The organism is Mesorhizobium sp. M0047 (assembly GCF_040323315.1).
Taxonomy (GTDB): Bacteria; Pseudomonadota; Alphaproteobacteria; order Rhizobiales; family Rhizobiaceae; genus Mesorhizobium.
In genome coordinates this window covers 106102-121984 of record NZ_JAMYUW010000011.1, presented here as the reverse complement: position 1 = coordinate 121984, position 15883 = coordinate 106102, and the positions used below count along the sequence as shown (strand labels likewise).

Below are 15883 nucleotides of genomic sequence, written 5' to 3'. Positions count from 1 at the left end.
GATGACCCACCGTATTCTGATCCTCGGCGGCACCGCTGAAGCCCGGCAACTGGCCGGAAAACTGGCGGCGCGTGCCTCGGTCACGCTGTCGCTGGCTGGCCGTACCGAGAGCCCTGTCGAACAGGGCGTGCCGGTGCGAACCGGAGGCTTTGGCGGTGCCGATGGATTGGCCGCCTATCTCAGGGAGATGCGCGTCGACCTGATGATCGACGCCACGCATCCTTATGCGGCGCAGATCTCCGCCAATGCCGCGCAAGCCGCACGCGCGTCCGGCGTGCCGATCCTTGCCCTGCGACGCCCTGGCTGGGAGCCTGTCGAAGGCGACCGCTGGACGCTGGTCGATACGTTTGGCGATGCCGCGCAGGCGCTTGGACCGGCGCCGCGCCGTGTCTTCCTGGCGCTCGGCCGGCAAGAGGTTGCGGTTTTCGAAGCCGCGCCCCAGCACCACTATCTCATTCGCAGTGTCGATCCGGTCGAGCCCACGTTGGCCATGCCTGATGCCGAATATCTGTTGGCCCGTGGCCCGTTTCGCGAGCCCGATGAGCGCGCGCTGCTCGAAAAGCATCGCATCGAAGTCGTCGTGTCCAAGAACAGCGGCGGCGCGGCCACATACGGCAAGATCGCTGCGGCGCGGGCGCTTGGCCTCGACGTGGTCATGGTCCGACGGCCTGATCTGCCGGATGTCCCTTCGGCTGAAACCGTCGAAGCGCTGACCGCCATTGTTGATCAATTTGGGGTCGATCATTTTGTCGAGCCCGCTGCCGAACGCGGCGTGTAGACCAGCGCCGGCTTCTCCGCGCGCCTGATGATCCGGGTTTCCGGCGAACCGATGATGATGCAGGTCGCCATGTCGGCCTTTTCAGCTTCGACATCGGCCAGCAGGTAGACCTCGATACGCTCGTCCGGGCGGCCGGCGGCGCGGCCGAAAATCACTGGCGTGGTGCCGGGCAGGAGCGCGGTCAGGCATTCAAAGGCGCGGCCGAGCTGCCAGGGCCGCGCCTTGCTGATCGGGTTGTAGAGCGCGATGACGAAGCCGGCACCGGCCGCCGCCAGCAGGCGCAGCTCGATCAGCTCCCACGGCTTCAGATTGTCGGACAGCGAGATGGCACAGAAATCATGGCCGAGCGGGGCGCCGATACGGGCGGCAACCGCGAGCATGGCGGTGATGCCGGGCACGACGGCGACATCGACCGCGCGCCATTCGGCCGGGCCAGCCTCGATCGCCTCGCAGACGGCCGCCGCCATGGCGAACACACCGGGATCGCCGCCGGAGACGACCGCAACAGCGTGGCCCTCGGCGGCTTTGACCAATGCATCCTTGGAGCGGGCGAGCTCCTCGCGATTGTCGGAAGCGACGCGGGTCTGATCCGAGCGCAGTTCCAGCCGGTCGAGATAGGGTTTGTAGCCGTAAAAGAATTTGGCCTCGGCGACAGCGCGGCTGGCTTCCGGCGTGACCTGATCGGCATTGCCGGGGCCAAGGCCGATGACGGTGAGACGGCCACTCATGCTTTGCCTCCCAGGGCGCCGGGGCGGCCGGACCAGCCGGCGACCAGCACGATGGCGAAGTAGGGCGCCTTGTCATCCTGCTTGTCGGCAAGCTTCATGGACACACTGCCAGCCATGGTGCCGCGCTCCACGTAGACGGCGCGCGTCAGCTTGCCGGTAGCTTCCAGAGCCCGCCTGATCTTGGGCAGGTTGCGGCCGACCTTCATGATGACGGCGGCATCTGTGTCGGCCAGCCGGCGTGTCAGCTCGAACTCGCTCATCGTGCCCGGCAGAACCGTCAGCACATCATCGCCCTGGACGATCGGGACACCAGTCTGCGACCAGCAGCCGGACATGGCGGTGACGCCGGGAATGACCTCGGTTGGAAAGCGATGGGCGAGCCGCACATGCAGATGCATGTATGAGCCGTAGAAAAGTGGGTCGCCCTCTGACAGCACGGCAACCATCCTGCCTGCCTGAAGGTGTTCGGCGACCTTCTCGGCCGAGTCCTCGTAGAATGCCGTGATCTGCGACCGATAGTCGTCGTGATCCTTGTCGATCTCTATGGTGACCGGATAGAGCAGCGGCAATTCCGTCATCTCGGGCCGGAACTGCGCTTCGACGATGGCGCGTGCGTTGCTGTTGTTGCCGCGCTTGGCGAAGTACGCCACGACATCCGCCTCGGCCAAGAACCGCGCGGCCTTTAGCGTCAGCAGCTCAGGGTCGCCGGGACCGGTGCCGACGCCAACGAGACGACCTTTTGGGAGTGCGTTCACAGGCCCGGCCTCGCCAACGCATTGACCGCCGCGGCGGTCATGGCGCTGCCGCCGAGCCTGCCGCGAACAATGGCGTATGGCACGCCATAGGAATTCTCGGCCAAAGCATCCTTGGATTCGGCCGCACCAACGAAGCCGACCGGCATGCCGATGATGGCCGCCGGCTTCGGCGCGCCGTCGCGCAGTTTTTCCAGCAAATAGAACAGCGCGGTCGGCGCATTGCCGATGGCGACCACTGACCCGGCCATGCGCTCGCCCCACAGGTCGATCGCGGCGGCGGAACGGGTGTTGCCGATCGCTTTGGCGATGTCGGGCGTGCGCGGGTCACGCAAGGTGCAGATCACCTCGTTGCCGGCCGGCAGCCTGGCGCGGGTGACGCCATGCGAGACCATTTCCGCGTCGCAGAAAATCGGCGCGCCGGCCGCCAAAGCGGTGCGTGCGGCGGCAACGAAATCGGTGGAGAAGACGAAATGACTTGATGCTTCGACCTGGCCGCAGGCATGGATCATGCGGATGGCGACGTCGGCCTCGGCTTCGGAGAAGCGCGAAAGATCAGCCTCGGCGCGGATGATCGCAAACGAGCGTTCGTAGATCGCCGTCCCATCATGGATGTAGTCGTAGGCGGCCATGCTCATTCCTGTTGGTAAGTTCGGGCCTGTCGGTAAGCCTCGGCGATACCGGCCGGCCCGAGCCTTGTCAGGCAAGCGGCGGCGGTTTCGCCTTGATATCGTGCGCTGCGGACCATTGCCGCGACTCGGCCGATGCCGCGCGCGGCGTCATAGCCCGGCCTGTAGCCGGCAGGAAGGGCCTTTGCCGTCGCGTTCACGACAAGTCCGGCTCCGTTTTCGCCGCCGACTATTGTCAGCGCCGTCGGGCCGGGGTGTGCGCAGCCCTTGGCGCAGCCCGAAATGTGCAGGGTGAAGTCGAGAATGTCGGCGTTTTCGGCGGCGATCGTCTCGGCAATATCACGCGTGGCGATCCGGCCGGAGGCGCAGGCCGGCGTGCCAGGACAAGCGGCAATGCGGGTGCGCGGGTCGGTGGGGAAGGTGACGAAGCCGAGGCTGGCGGCGGCGTCTTGGAGCGGCTGGCTGGCGGCTTCTGATTGGCCGAGGAGAAGCAAGGCGCGGCCGGGGGCGAGGCGGATTTCGGTTGTGCCGAGGGTGAGGGCGCTTTGGGCAAGGGCGATGATCCTGTCGGCTGGCATGCTGCCGTAGGGGAGACCGATGCCGAGGGCGATGGCGTGGCTTACGTTGAAGAAGCCAATTGGCCGACGAGAGTGCTCTACGGCGCCCCCCTCTGTCCTGCCGGACATCTCCCCTTCAAGGGGGGAGATTGGCAGTTTTGCCGCCGGCCCTCCTTTTGCAGCATCGACAATTGGCGAACGCGGCTCTCGGAGCGCAATCTCCCCCCTTGAGGGGGAGATGTCCGGCAGGACAGAGGGGGGCGCCATAGAATGCCAACCTGCGAGAGAAGCCAACTGCCTCACCGACAGATCCCTTGCGTGGCCTTCGCGCCCTTTCTCGGCAACCATCCTAAGCACGGCAACAGCAATATCGCGCGCTGCGTCGTCTTCAACCGTGACCAGCGGTCTCGCGTTCTGCCCGTCACCCGCGACAGACACCTGCCAGCGAACTCCCGCATCGGTGCGTGTTGCAGCAAGCCGCACATCGGCGGTCACCGCATCCAGCCCAAGCTGCCCGCCGCCGTCCAAAACGACCGACACCTTCGGGCCGAGCCGTTGCGTTAGCCCAGTCTCTTCGACCGCTGCCCTGATCCGTACCGCCAAAGGCCGGGGATCGACGATCTCCTGAGGATCGATGCCGGCAAGCGGCCCGGTCTCGACCGGCACACCGGTGCGCACCGCGATGCCCAGCGCATCGACCTCCGCCGCCAGCACGGTCGCGCTTTCCGCCGTCAGGCCGCGTATCTGCAGGCTGCCGCGCGCGGTGACTTCCATGATGCCATTGCCAAGCCGCAATGCGGATTCGGCCAGTCCGATCAAAAACTTCGGCGACAATTCTCCCGCGACCGGGTTGAGCCGCACCAGCAGGCCGTCGCCGGTCTGCATCGGCGCTGACAGGGCGGGGCAGGCGCCACGACGTGAGAAGTCGTTCATGCCGCCACCCCAAGCGCTTCCGCCTCGGCAATCAGGGCCGTGAGATCGTCGTCGATGGAATTGCGCAAGGGATGCCATAGGCCACGCCGGCGCGCCGACAGCAAGCGCTCGGCGATGATTTTTGCGGCGGCGGGGTTCTCGCGCAGGATGAAGGCGCGGACGGCTGGATTGCCGACATACGCATCGTGAACGGCCTCGATCAGCGTTCCCGATATGGCATGAGTGGTTTCGGCGAAGCCGACCAGCCGGTCGACCGTTTCGGCGAATTCGGAAGCGCCGCGCGGGCCATGGCGCATCTGGCCCGATATGAAGCGCGGATTGACGGCGCGGGCGCGCACGACGCGGGCCACCGCCTCGCCAACCGAGCGCGGCTTCGGCTTTTGCGGGTCCGTGGTGTCGAGCACGATGACGTCGGCATTTCTGCCGAGCGCCGCCAAGGCTGCCGAAAAGCCGCCGATGAAGGCGACATCGGCGGAGCCTTCGAGAATGTCGCGGCCTGGATCGTCGCCGGTGTGGACGAGAAGATCCGCTTCGGCGATGCGACCCTCGAAGGCGCCAGGGGCCGAGATGCCTTCGCCCTCGGCGCCGCCATAGGCATGCGAGGTCGCGTCGAGATAGGCGCGGCCGACCTCTTCGCGCACTTCCCAATCGCCGGAGGACAAAAGATCCTCGACGCCGGCGCCATAGGTGCCGGGCGAGGTGCCGAAAATGCGTGGGCTGACCTTGCCATCGGCGCGGGTCCTCGCCGCGAGCGGGTTTTCCGAATCCTCCTCGTCACGCGCGGCAACGGCGTTGGCGGCGGCATCGATCAGTGCGATCTGGGTCGGGAACATGTCGCGAAACAGGCCTGATATGCGCCAGGTGACGTCGACACGTGGGCGGCCAAGCGTGGCCGGCGGCAGCACTTCGATGCCGGTGATACGGCCGGTCGCAGGGTCCCATTGCGGCCGGCAGCCCATCAGCGCCAGCCCTTGCGCGATCTCCTCGCCGCCGGTGCGCAGCGAAGCCGAGCCCCAGAGATCGATGACCAGCGAGCGCGGCCAGTCGCCATGCGATTGCATGTAACCGCGTACTACCTCCTCCGCTGCCGCTCGGCCCAGATCATAGGCGGTCGGCGTCGGCATGGTGCGCGGGTCCGACGTGAACAGGTTGCGGCCGGTGGGCAGCACGTCCGAGCGTCCCCGCGCGGGCGCGCCGGCCGGACCGGCCTTGACGTGGCGGCCGTCGAGCGCGGCGAGCAGCGCCGTCTTCTCGGCGTCAGCGCTTTGGCGGCGCATGGCGTCGGGCTCGTCATCGGGGGCACGGCCATAGATATGCAGACCGTCCTTGACGGCGAAATCCTTGAGATCGCACAGCCAGGCGTCGATGCGGCGCAGTGCTTCGTCGGGCACGTCGGTCCTGGCGACGCCAGCTTCGGTGGCGAGGCCGGTCTTCTGCGCGGCGTCGACGATCAGCTTGGCCAGGCGGTCGCGGCGGCGGCGGTCGAGCCCGTCGGCCTGGGCATATTCGTCGACCAACCGCTCGAGCTTATGTTGATTCTCGTCCAGCCCGGCACCGGTCAGTGGCGGCGGCAGATGGCCAAGGGTGACGGCGGCAATGCGCCGCTTGGCCTGTGCCGCTTCGCCGGGGTTGGAGACGATGAACGGATAGATGACGGGCAAGGGACCGGTGACGATCTCGGGAAAGCAGTTTTCCGACAGGGCAACCGTCTTGCCCGGCAGCCATTCCAGCGTGCCATGCGCGCCGACATGGACCAGCGCATGAACGCCGAGCGATTTGCGCAGCCACAAGCCGAAAGCGATCAGCGCATGGCGCGGCGGTAGCGTCGGGTCGTGGTAGTCGGCGCGGCGGTCGGCCGAGCGGCCGCGGTCTGGGGCGAGGGCTACGGTGATGTTGCCGAAAGTGGCGGCACGGAAGGGAAATTTGGCGAAGGTAGGCGCCTGAGCACCCCCCTCTGTCCTGCCGGACATCTCCCCCGCAAGGGGGGAGATTGGCAGTGCCGTCGCCTGCACCTTTCCTGCAACGTTTGAGATTGGCGGAAGCGCAGATGACAGCTCAATCTCCCCCCTTGCGGGGGAGATGTCCGGCAGGACAGAGGGGGGTGCCTCACACCAACCTGTCTCGCCTTCTGCCTTCCCCCAAGCCGCCTCCATGGCAGCGACAGCCGCAGCCGGCAGGCTCTTGGAGAAGTCCAGATAATCCTCCAGCCCCAGCCCATCTTTGCTACCTTCAAGAAGCCCTAGCAACGCACGCGGCGTTTCCGGAATCCCCTCAACACCATAGCCCTGTTCCCTCAGGTCGTGCAGCATCGCCAACACGCTGGACGGCACGTCGAGGCCGACGGCGTAGCCGGTGCGGCCGGGGGCGCTCGGATAGTCCGGGATCAGGATGGCGAGCTTGCGCTCGGCGCGTGGCGTCTGCTGCAGGCGGATGAAGGCCGCAACGCGATCAGCTACCTGCGCCACACGATCCGCTTCAGGTCGGTTGGCGAAGGCGCGGTGGCCAAGCGCGGGATCGGTCTCGTTCTCGCCCTTGAAGGAAATGGCGCCGGCCAGGATGCGGCCGTCGAGCTCGGGCAGCACGACATGCATGGCAAGGTCGGCGGGGGCGAGCCCACGCTGGTTGTTCTGCCAGATGTCGCGGCGAGTGGTGGCGACGATGACCTGGAAGACGGGCACGCCGGCGCGGTCGAACAGAGTTTCGACGCCGGGCTCGGCGCCGGAAGCGAAAGCGGTCGCGGTGATGATGGCGGCGGGTTTCAGGAAGGCCAGTGACGTTTCCACGAACGCCAGGGATGCTGGGTCCTTGAGGCTGGAGACGAAGATGGGGACGGGGTTGATGCCGCGCTGCCGCAGCGCCTCAAACAGCGCGTCGATGGGCGCGACATCGGCGGCCAGCAGCATCGAGCGGTAGAACAGGATGGGCACGACTGGGGCGTTGACGTTGTCAACGTCGAGTTCCGTCACACCCCCCTCTGTCCTGCCGGACATCTCCCCCGCAAGGGGGGAGATTGCGCCGTCATCAGGGATTTCGCCAATCGCGGATATCCGAGATAGATTCCTATCTGACGGGGCAGATGAGGAGCCGGCTTTGGTGACAGCCGATCTCCCCCCTTGCGGGGGAGATGTCCGGCAGGACAGAGGGGGGTGTGACGGAACGCCAACACTCGATGCGTCCGGCTTCTCCACAACTCCGCATGCGGGCTCGTAAAACCCAGCCTTCGGGACCGCGACCGGCTCGACGACAGGCTCATTCTGTCCCGCTAACCTTGCCAGCTTCCGCACCAGCGCGCTCATATTCGCCGGGCCGCCCTCGCGGAAATAGTCGAGCAAGCCGTCGAGTTCTTCGCGCGGCAGCGTCGAGGCTTCGATCAGCCTTAGGTCCTCGTCGCGGCATTCGCCAGGAAGCAGCGCCAGTTTTATACCGCGCGCCCGCGCCGTCGAGGCAAGCTGGTCGCAGCCGTAGCGCCACCAGTCGTAGCCGCCGAGGATGCGGACGAGGATGATTTTGGCGTGACGGGCGACGCTGTCGACCCAGAGGTCGACGGACATGGGATGGCGCAAGTCGCGCAGTGCCGCCAGCCGCATCGAGGGCAGGCGGTCGGCGTCGGCCTTCCACGCTGCCGCCAGTCCGGCGAGGTCGCTGTCGGTGAAGGACAGGGCCACGATATCCGCCGGCGTCTGCCGCAGATCGACCGGCTCGGCGAGGTCGTCGAGCGAGGCGGATGTCGTGGTTAGGATGTGCATCGCAACCTATGTCCGAAATCAGCCGGCGAGTATACGCTCGATAGCCGGGCGGTTCAGCCCCTTGAGGCCGATGACGACGAGGCGCGAGCGGCGGTCGTCCTGCGCCGTCCAGGCGCGGTCGTAGTAGTGGTTGACGCGCGGCCCGACGGCCTGCAGCAAAAGCCGCATCGGCTTGCCGCCGACCTCGACGAAGCCCTTCACGCGCAGCACGTTCTCTTCTTCGGCGGCGGTGGTGACTCGTTTCGCCAGTTCGTCCGGATTGGCTATCGAGGCAATATCGACGATGAATGTATCGAAGTCGTCATGCTCGTGGTCGAACGCGCCGTCGTGATGAGACTTGCGGTTTTCGATATCGTCCTCGACGGCGAGACCGAGGCCGAGCAGCACGGAGGGATCCACCTTGCCATGCGACGTCGGCACGATCTTCACCGCGCGGGCGGAGTGTTCGCCAATGATGGCATTGGCGCGGGCGGTGCCGGCGGCGTCCATCAGGTCGCTTTTGGACAGGATGATCAGGTCGGCACAGGCGATCTGGTCCTCGAACACCTCCTCGACCGGATCGTCGTGGTCGAGCGTCTCATCCTGAGCGCGCTGCGCCTGCAAGGCGTCCATGTCGTTGGCGACGCGTCCCTCGGCCAATGCCGGCCCGTCGACCACGGCGATGACGCCATCAACGGTGACGCGGCTTTTCACGCTCGGCCACTGGAAAGCCTGGACCAGCGGCTTGGGTAAAGCGAGGCCGGAGGTCTCGATCAGGATGTGATCGACCTTCGGCGTCAGCGCGAGGATCTGGTCGAGCGCCGGCACGAAATCGTCGGCGACGGTGCAGCAGATGCAGCCATTGGCCAGTTCGACGATGTTTTCCTCCGGGCAGGTGTCGATGCCGCAGCCCTTCAGGATCTCGCCGTCGATGCCGATGTCGCCGAACTCGTTGACGATGATGGCAATACGCTTGCCGCCGGCGTTTTCCAGGAGATGGCGGACCAGCGTCGTCTTACCGGCGCCGAGAAAGCCGGTGACGACGGTGCAGGGGACGCGGGAGACGGAAGCGGTCATTTCAGGTCCTTCAACAGGTCGAGGGGAGGGATGCGGGCAACAAGGCCGCGCTTCAGGCTATCGGGGCGGCCGCGCCATGGGATCAGGCCGTCCGTCGAAGTGGCGAAGAGTTTGGCTCCAGTGACCAGATCGGCGCCGCTGGTTGGTGTCAGGTCGCCGAAGACATAGCTCCAGCAGCCGTTGCGCAGGATGGCGGCGCTGAGCCGCCGCTTGCAATTGCCGAGACATTCGACGCTGCTGATGCGAATGTTGTCGCCCGACGCGGCGCGTCGCGTGTCGTCCGCCAGCAGTTCGCCGGCGCGGGGATGGGCGTCGGAGCCGGTTTCATCGCGGCAGGAGGCGCAGACGATCACGGTGACGCCAGCCAAGGCATCATCATGGCCGGACGAAACATCCGCTGTGCCAGCCGAAAAACTGCTGTCGTGGTCCAAAGATCGTGCTCCTTGCCCGGAAACCCGCCGGACGATCGGATTCTGTAGTCGCAGACGGCAGGTCTCCTGGCTCGCGGGTCATTGCCTTGGGTAGCCGCCTTCCCGGGATCACCCCAGTGGCTTTCGGCCTTGGCTCTTCGCTTACAGTTGCGGGGACAGCCGCGGATTTGGGATTTCGTCCCGCACCGCATTCCCTCTTAGCTCCTCTCGTTGAAGAGAAGAGACCGTCTGTACCGGATTTAGGCTTTTGCAGGCGGCGGTGTCAACGCGGCTTACGACACGGCGATTTCGGCCAGCGCCGGCCCCAAATCTCCGGCGGGCGTCACTTCCATGCGCTCAAGGCCAAGCCAGCCCTGCATCTGCTTCAATTCCTCGAAGAGCTGAGCAGCGGTTTCAGGCGGCGCACTGGACTCCGCATAGGCCGCATGGACGCGCAGGGCACCGGCCGGCCGGTCGGCCTTGAGGTCGACGCGCGCGACAATCCTGTCGCCGAGCAGGAACGGCAGGACATAATAGCCGTATTGCCGCTTGTCGGCCGGCGTGTAGATTTCGATGCGGTAGTGGAAATCGAACAGCCGCTCCGTGCGCGAGCGTTCGAAGACGACCGGATCGAACGGCGCCAGCAGGGCGCGTGCCTCGATCTTGCGCGGCAGACGGGCGTCCTTGTGAAGATAAGCCGGCTTGTCCCAGCCTTCGACGCGCACCGGCAGCAATTCGCCTGTTTCAACCAATTCCTCCAGCCGGCCTTTCATGTCGGCCGGCGAGAGGCGGAAATAGTCGCGCAAATCGCCTGATGTCGCGATGCCGTGGGCGCGGGCCGAAATGCGCAGCAATTCGCGGTGCGCGTCCTCGGCGGCGGGAACCGGCAGATCGAGGATCGCCTGCGGCAGCACGCGTTCGGGCAGGTCATAGAAGCGTTCGAAACCGCGACGGTGCGCCGTAGTGATGCGTCCGGCCCAGAACAGCCACTCGAAGGCATGCTTGGCATGGCTCCAGCCCCACCAGCCGCCCGAGCCCTTCTGGCCCTCGAGCGCGGAGGCGGCGGTCGGGCCGCGCTCGACGACCTGGCGGTAGATCTCTTCGACATAGGCGGCGTGCTCGCGGCCCCATTTGGCGAGGCCCAGATACATTTCGTCGCCGCGCTCGGCCCGTTGCATGCGCCAGCGCATCAGCGGGTATGTCTCGACCGGCAGGAAAGAGGCCTCATGCGCCCAATATTCGAAGACCGTGCGCTTGCGCGTCATGGCCGCATTGTCGAGCAAGGCGAGAGGGTAAGGGCCAAGGCGCGAATAGAGCGGCATATAATGAGCGCGCACCACCGCGCTGACGGAATCGATCTGCAGCAGACCGGTTCGAGCCAGCACGCGGGCAAAATGGCGGCGGTCGGGCGTAGCTGTTGGGCGGGGATCGAGAAAACCTTGGGCTGCAAGCGCGATGCGCCGGGCCATGGGGAGCGAGATCTTTTCCTTCATGCAGGCGTCACTCTGAGGGCGATGATGGGTGATTCCGGACAATGCTAGCAGGGTTTTGGCGCCAACCATGTCAGGAGAGAAAAGTGGAGTAAAAGGCGAAGGAAATCAAACAGGAGCGGATCGGACCAGTTTGCCGCGATAAGCCGTCCAGGTCAGTGTTTTGAACAAGGTTTGACTTGCTTCGCTGGAAGTGCTGCGCTAACCCTCGCCGCGTTGCAGCATAGGCCCTTAAAACGGTTCAGCGGTTAAACTGTCACGCTTCCGCATTAGGGTCCGGTGCTGTAATCAACGTGGATTGGCGCCAACGGAAAGCCGAGCATGAACGCACTCTTGAGCTCATACCTGCCCATCGTCCTGTTCATTGGCGTGGCGCTGGTTGTCGGCCTGGCGCTGCTGGCCGCACCCTTCCTGGTGGCTTACCGCAACCCCGATCCCGAAAAGCTTTCCGCCTACGAGTGCGGTTTCAACTCGTTCGACGACGCACGCATGAAGTTCGACATCCGATTCTACCTGGTGTCGATCCTGTTCATCATCTTCGACCTGGAAGTGGCCTTCCTGTTTCCGTGGGCGGTGTCGTTCTCGAAGATCGGAATGCTCGGCTTCTGGTCGATGATGGTGTTTCTGGCGGTGCTGACCATCGGCTTTGCCTATGAATGGAAAAAAGGAGCGCTGGAATGGGATTGAACGACAGTTCAGGCACCCTCGTCGCGCCGAAGCCCAAAGGTATCCTCGATCCCAATACCGGCCGGCCGGTAGGGGGAGACGATCCCTTCTTCCTCGAGATCAACAACGAACTGGCCGACAAGGGCTTTCTCGTTACGTCGACAGAGGCGCTGATCACCTGGGCACGCAGCGGTTCGCTGATGTTCATGACATTCGGTCTCGCCTGCTGCGCGGTTGAGATGATCCACACCTCGATGCCGCGCTATGACAGCGAGCGCTTCGGTGTCGCGCCGCGCGCGTCTCCGCGCCAGTCCGACATCATGATCGTCGCCGGCACGCTGACCAACAAGATGGCGCCGGCGTTGCGCAAGGTCTACGACCAGATGCCGGAACCGCGCTACGTCATCTCGATGGGCTCCTGCGCCAATGGCGGCGGCTACTACCACTATTCCTATTCGGTGGTGCGTGGCTGCGACCGCATCGTGCCGGTCGACATCTATGTGCCCGGCTGCCCGCCGAGCGCCGAAGCGCTGCTTTACGGCATTCTTCTCTTGCAGAAGAAGATCCGCCGCACCGGCACGATCGAACGGTAAATCCATGACCGCATCCCTGAGCGAACTGTCGACCCATCTCGGCGAGAAGCTGATCGACCGCGTGAATGACGCTGATATCGCCTATGGTGAGCTTACCATTGGCGTCGAGCCGCGCGATCTGGTCGAGGTCATGACCTTCCTGCGCGACGATGCGCGCTGCCAGTTCATCTCGATCATCGACGTCTGCGGCGCCGACTATCCGTCACGCGCCAAGCGCTTCGACGTCGTCTACCATCTTCTGTCGCCGAAGCAGAATGTGCGCATCCGCGTCAAGGTGCAGGCCGACGAGGAAACCATGGTGCCGTCGATCACCGGCGTCTTTCCGGGTGCCGACTGGTTCGAGCGCGAGACCTACGATCTCTACGGCGTGCTGTTCTCCGGCCATCCCGATCTACGGCGCCTGTTGACCGATTACGGTTTCGAAGGCCATCCGCTGCGCAAGGATTTCCCGCTGACCGGCTTCGTCGAGGTGCGCTACGACGACGAGGCCAAGCGCGTCATCTACGAGCCGGTCGAGCTCAAGCAGGAATTCCGCAATTTCGATTTTTTGTCCCCGTGGGAAGGTACTGATTACGTCCTGCCCGGGGACGAAAAGGCGAAACAGTGAATGGTGAATAGTGAATGGTGAATGGACAAGACGCCGGAAGCTATACGCGACTATCGCGATCTCATCGTCTGGAAAGAGGCGATGGATATCGCCGAGGAAATCTATGTTTTGACGCGCGCGTTTCCGCGCGAGGAATTGTATGGGATCACCTCCCAGATGCGACGTTGCGCGGTCTCAATCCCGGCAAATATCGCGGAGGGGTTTGGTCGCGCACAGCGGCGAACATTCATTCAGTTTCTTCGCATCGCACAAGGCTCGTTGAAGGAATTGGAAACACATACCATGCTGTGCATACGGATCGGGTTGTTGTCCCAGGAGCAGGCGGCGAAGCTGGAACCGAATTACACAAAACTCGGCAAGAGGCTGGTTTCGTTCGTCCGGTCTCTGGACCAGGATGGCGCATGACCATTCACCATTCACCATTCACCATTCACTCATCGCCAAGGGCGATCCATGGCTGAAACCTCCGTCCGCAATTTTAACATCAACTTTGGGCCTCAACACCCTGCGGCGCATGGTGTTTTGAGGTTGGTCCTTGAACTCGACGGCGAAGTCGTCGATCGCGTCGATCCGCATATCGGGCTCTTGCATCGCGGCACGGAAAAGCTGATCGAGGCCAAGACCTATCTGCAGGCGATCCCCTATCTCGACCGGCTCGACTATTGCGCGCCGATGAACCAGGAGCACGCCTTCGCGCTGGCTGCCGAGCGTCTGCTCGGCATCGAGGTGCCGAAGCGCGGCCAGCTGATCCGCGTGCTCTACTGCGAAATCGGCCGCATCATGTCGCACATCCTCAATGTGACGACGCAGGCGATGGACGTCGGTGCGCTGACGCCGCCGCTGTGGGGCTTCGTCGAGCGCGAAAAGCTGATGGTGTTCTATGAGCGCGCCTCCGGTTCGCGCATGCATGCCGCCTATTTCCGTCCGGGTGGTGTCCATCAGGACCTGCCGCAGAAGCTGGTCGAGGATATCGGCAAATGGATCGATCCGTTCCTCAAGTCGATCGACGACCTTGATCAACTGCTGACCGGCAATCGCATCTTCAAACAGCGCAATGTCGATATCGGCATCGTAACGCTGGCCGATGCCTGGGCCTGGGGTTTTTCCGGAGTCATGGTGCGCGGCTCGGGCGCTCCTTGGGATCTGCGCAAGTCGCAACCCTATGAATGCTATTCGGAAATGGATTTCGACATTCCGATCGGCAAGAACGGCGACTGCTTCGACCGTTACCTCGTGCGCATGGAAGAAATGCGCCAGTCTGCAAAAATCATGCGCCAGTGCGTCGATCTCTTGCTGGGCAAGGAAAGCACCGGTCCAGTGTCGAACCTCGACGGCAAGGTGGTGCCGCCCAAGCGTCCGGCGATGAAGCGCTCGATGGAAGCGCTGATCCACCACTTCAAGCTCTACACCGAGGGTTATCGCGTGCCGGCCGGCGAGGTCTATGCGGCGGTCGAGGCGCCGAAGGGTGAATTCGGCGTCTATCTGATCTCCGACGGCTCCAACAAGCCCTACCGCTGCAAGCTGCGCGCGCCCGGCTTCGCGCATCTGCAGGCCATGGATTTCCTCTGTCGCGGCCACATGCTGGCCGACGTCACCGCCGTTCTCGGCTCCCTCGACATCGTGTTTGGTGAGGTCGATCGCTAAATGTCAGTCCGCCGTCTCGCAGAAGCCAGCGTCCAGCCAGCATCCTTCGCCTTCAACCGGGCGAATGCGGCCGCGGCGAAGCAATGGATCAAGAAGTACCCGAAGGGCCGCGAACCGTCGGCCATCATCCCGCTTCTGATGCTGGCGCAGGAGCAGGAAGGCTGGGTGACGAAGGCGGCGATCGAGACGATCTCCGACATGCTCGGCATGCCCCGTATCCGTGGCCTCGAGGTCGCGACCTTCTACACCCAATACCAGTTGAACCCGGTCGGCACGCGCGCGCATATCCAGGTCTGCGGCACCACGCCCTGCATGCTGCGCGGCTCGGAAGCGCTGATGGATGTCTGCCGGTCAAAGATCCATCACGACCAGTTCCACACCAACGACAAGGGCACCTTGTCGTGGGAAGAGGTCGAATGCCTCGGCGCCTGCGTCAACGCGCCGATGGTCATGGTGTTCAAGGATACTTTCGAAGACCTCACCCCGGAACGGCTGGCCGAGATCATCGACCTCTATGATGCGGGCAAGGGCGCCTCGGTAACGCCGGGGCCGCAGAACGGCCGCACGGGCTCGGAGCCGGCCTCCGGCCTCACCAGCCTGAAGAGCGAAAAGGCGATTCTCAAGTCGACCCGCGATAGGGAAGCCAGGGAGGCGGCCAAGGCCGCCAAGGCGGCGCCTGATGCGATCATCGCCACGGTCGCGCCAGTAGCAGCTGACGCTCCGGTTGCGCCGTCGAAGGCCAGCAAGCCGAAAACCGATGCGCCGGAAACCAGCCCGGCGCTGAAATCGCCTTCGCCGGTCAAAGTGGCGCCGGCCGTTGAAAAGGCGGCGAGCGTTTCGGCACCGTTGCATTCGGCCGCCAATGCCAACAAGGCGGACCCCGAGGTCGAGCAGGTTTCCCAGCAGCGCAGCGGCCCGAAGAACAAGGCCGAGCCGGCTTCTGCCTTCAAATCGCCGGAAGTCAAGGTGCCAGCCGCGAAGGCAGCCAAGCCGGCAAAACCGTCGCTGGAAGACAAGAACCGTCCGGCCGGCATCGACAGGCCGGCGCTGGTCGACGACCTCAAGCTGATCTCCGGTGTCGGCCCGAAGATCGAGGGCATCCTGCATACGCTGGGCATCTTCACCTTTGCTCAGGTCGCTTCGTGGAAGAAAGCCGAGCGCGCGTGGGTGGACGGCTATCTCTCGTTCCAAGGCCGCATCGATCGCGACGACTGGGTCAAGCAGGCCAAGGCGCTCGCCAAGGGCGGCGTCGCCGAATACATCCGCGTCTTCGGCAAGAAGCCGGTCTGAGGGA

Annotated in this window: 15 protein-coding genes and 1 riboswitch; of the genes, 7 read left to right on the top strand and 8 right to left on the bottom strand. The window is 64.4% G+C overall.

What is annotated here, in order from left to right:
* Position 1: 1 nt before the first annotated feature.
* A complete protein-coding gene (locus NKJ89_RS13270) occupies positions 2–778 on the top strand; it encodes a cobalt-precorrin-6A reductase (RefSeq protein WP_352602942.1) in 777 nt (258 codons plus the stop codon).
* On the opposite strand, the gene NKJ89_RS13265 is transcribed toward NKJ89_RS13270, so the two are convergent.
* The 8 genes from NKJ89_RS13265 to NKJ89_RS13230 all read right to left on the bottom strand — a co-directional run bounded on the left by NKJ89_RS13265 (position 742) and on the right by NKJ89_RS13230 (position 11082).
* Positions 742–1506 (bottom strand): precorrin-3B C(17)-methyltransferase, encoded by a 765-nt coding sequence (locus tag NKJ89_RS13265; protein ID WP_352602940.1) that lies wholly within the window; start codon positions 1504–1506, stop codon positions 742–744. The two genes, NKJ89_RS13270 and NKJ89_RS13265, sit on opposite strands and share 37 nt — an antisense overlap.
* Positions 1503–2261 (bottom strand): precorrin-2 C(20)-methyltransferase, encoded by a 759-nt coding sequence (locus NKJ89_RS13260; protein WP_352602938.1) that lies wholly within the window; start codon positions 2259–2261, stop codon positions 1503–1505. Before NKJ89_RS13260 ends, NKJ89_RS13265 begins: the two co-directional genes overlap by 4 nt.
* Positions 2258–2890: a precorrin-8X methylmutase gene (locus NKJ89_RS13255; protein ID WP_352602936.1), complete on the bottom strand. Its 633-nt coding sequence runs from the start codon at positions 2888–2890 to the stop codon at positions 2258–2260. Before NKJ89_RS13255 ends, NKJ89_RS13260 begins: the two co-directional genes overlap by 4 nt.
* A gap of 2 nt (positions 2891–2892) precedes the next feature.
* Positions 2893–4377 carry a precorrin-3B synthase gene (cobG, locus tag NKJ89_RS13250; protein ID WP_352602934.1) on the bottom strand — a complete coding sequence of 495 codons (1485 nt, stop codon included), beginning with the start codon at positions 4375–4377 and terminating at the stop codon, positions 2893–2895.
* Positions 4374–8123 carry a cobaltochelatase subunit CobN gene (locus tag NKJ89_RS13245; RefSeq protein ID WP_352602932.1) on the bottom strand — a complete coding sequence of 1250 codons (3750 nt, stop codon included), beginning with the start codon at positions 8121–8123 and terminating at the stop codon, positions 4374–4376. The genes cobG and NKJ89_RS13245 overlap by 4 nt, the downstream gene beginning before the upstream one ends.
* 18 nt (positions 8124–8141) lie before the next feature.
* Entirely contained in the window at positions 8142–9179 is a 1038-nt protein-coding gene (gene cobW / locus NKJ89_RS13240) for a cobalamin biosynthesis protein CobW (RefSeq protein ID WP_352602930.1), read from the bottom strand.
* Positions 9176–9610, bottom strand: a complete 435-nt coding sequence (locus NKJ89_RS13235; RefSeq protein ID WP_352602928.1) for a DUF1636 family protein — start codon at positions 9608–9610, stop codon at positions 9176–9178. Before NKJ89_RS13235 ends, cobW begins: the two co-directional genes overlap by 4 nt.
* Before the next feature lie 39 nt (positions 9611–9649).
* Positions 9650–9854: riboswitch (cobalamin riboswitch) on the bottom strand.
* 28 nt (positions 9855–9882) lie between these two features.
* Positions 9883–11082 carry a winged helix-turn-helix domain-containing protein gene (locus tag NKJ89_RS13230; RefSeq protein WP_352602926.1) on the bottom strand — a complete coding sequence of 400 codons (1200 nt, stop codon included), beginning with the start codon at positions 11080–11082 and terminating at the stop codon, positions 9883–9885.
* A 318-nt stretch (positions 11083–11400) separates the two neighbouring features.
* Between NKJ89_RS13230 and NKJ89_RS13225 the strand changes: the two genes are divergently transcribed.
* From NKJ89_RS13225 to NKJ89_RS13200, 6 genes are read left to right on the top strand one after another with little or no spacing between them, the layout of a single operon-like run.
* Positions 11401–11766: an NADH-quinone oxidoreductase subunit A gene (locus tag NKJ89_RS13225; protein ID WP_010910112.1), complete on the top strand. Its 366-nt coding sequence runs from the start codon at positions 11401–11403 to the stop codon at positions 11764–11766.
* Complete coding sequence (locus NKJ89_RS13220; RefSeq protein ID WP_023757133.1) at positions 11757–12338, top strand: NuoB/complex I 20 kDa subunit family protein; 582 nt, start codon at positions 11757–11759, stop codon at positions 12336–12338. Before NKJ89_RS13225 ends, NKJ89_RS13220 begins: the two co-directional genes overlap by 10 nt.
* A gap of 4 nt (positions 12339–12342) precedes the next feature.
* Positions 12343–12945, top strand: a complete 603-nt coding sequence (locus NKJ89_RS13215; RefSeq protein WP_352602924.1) for an NADH-quinone oxidoreductase subunit C — start codon at positions 12343–12345, stop codon at positions 12943–12945.
* Between the two features lie 21 nt (positions 12946–12966).
* Positions 12967–13350: a four helix bundle protein gene (locus tag NKJ89_RS13210; RefSeq protein ID WP_352602922.1), complete on the top strand. Its 384-nt coding sequence runs from the start codon at positions 12967–12969 to the stop codon at positions 13348–13350.
* A 48-nt stretch (positions 13351–13398) separates the two neighbouring features.
* The gene (locus NKJ89_RS13205; RefSeq protein WP_352602920.1) at positions 13399–14589 is read left to right on the top strand and encodes an NADH-quinone oxidoreductase subunit D; all 1191 of its coding nucleotides are present in this window, start codon (positions 13399–13401) and stop codon (positions 14587–14589) included.
* Entirely contained in the window at positions 14590–15879 is a 1290-nt protein-coding gene (locus NKJ89_RS13200; RefSeq protein ID WP_352602918.1) for an NADH-quinone oxidoreductase subunit E, read from the top strand.
* Positions 15880–15883: the final 4 nt, after the last annotated feature.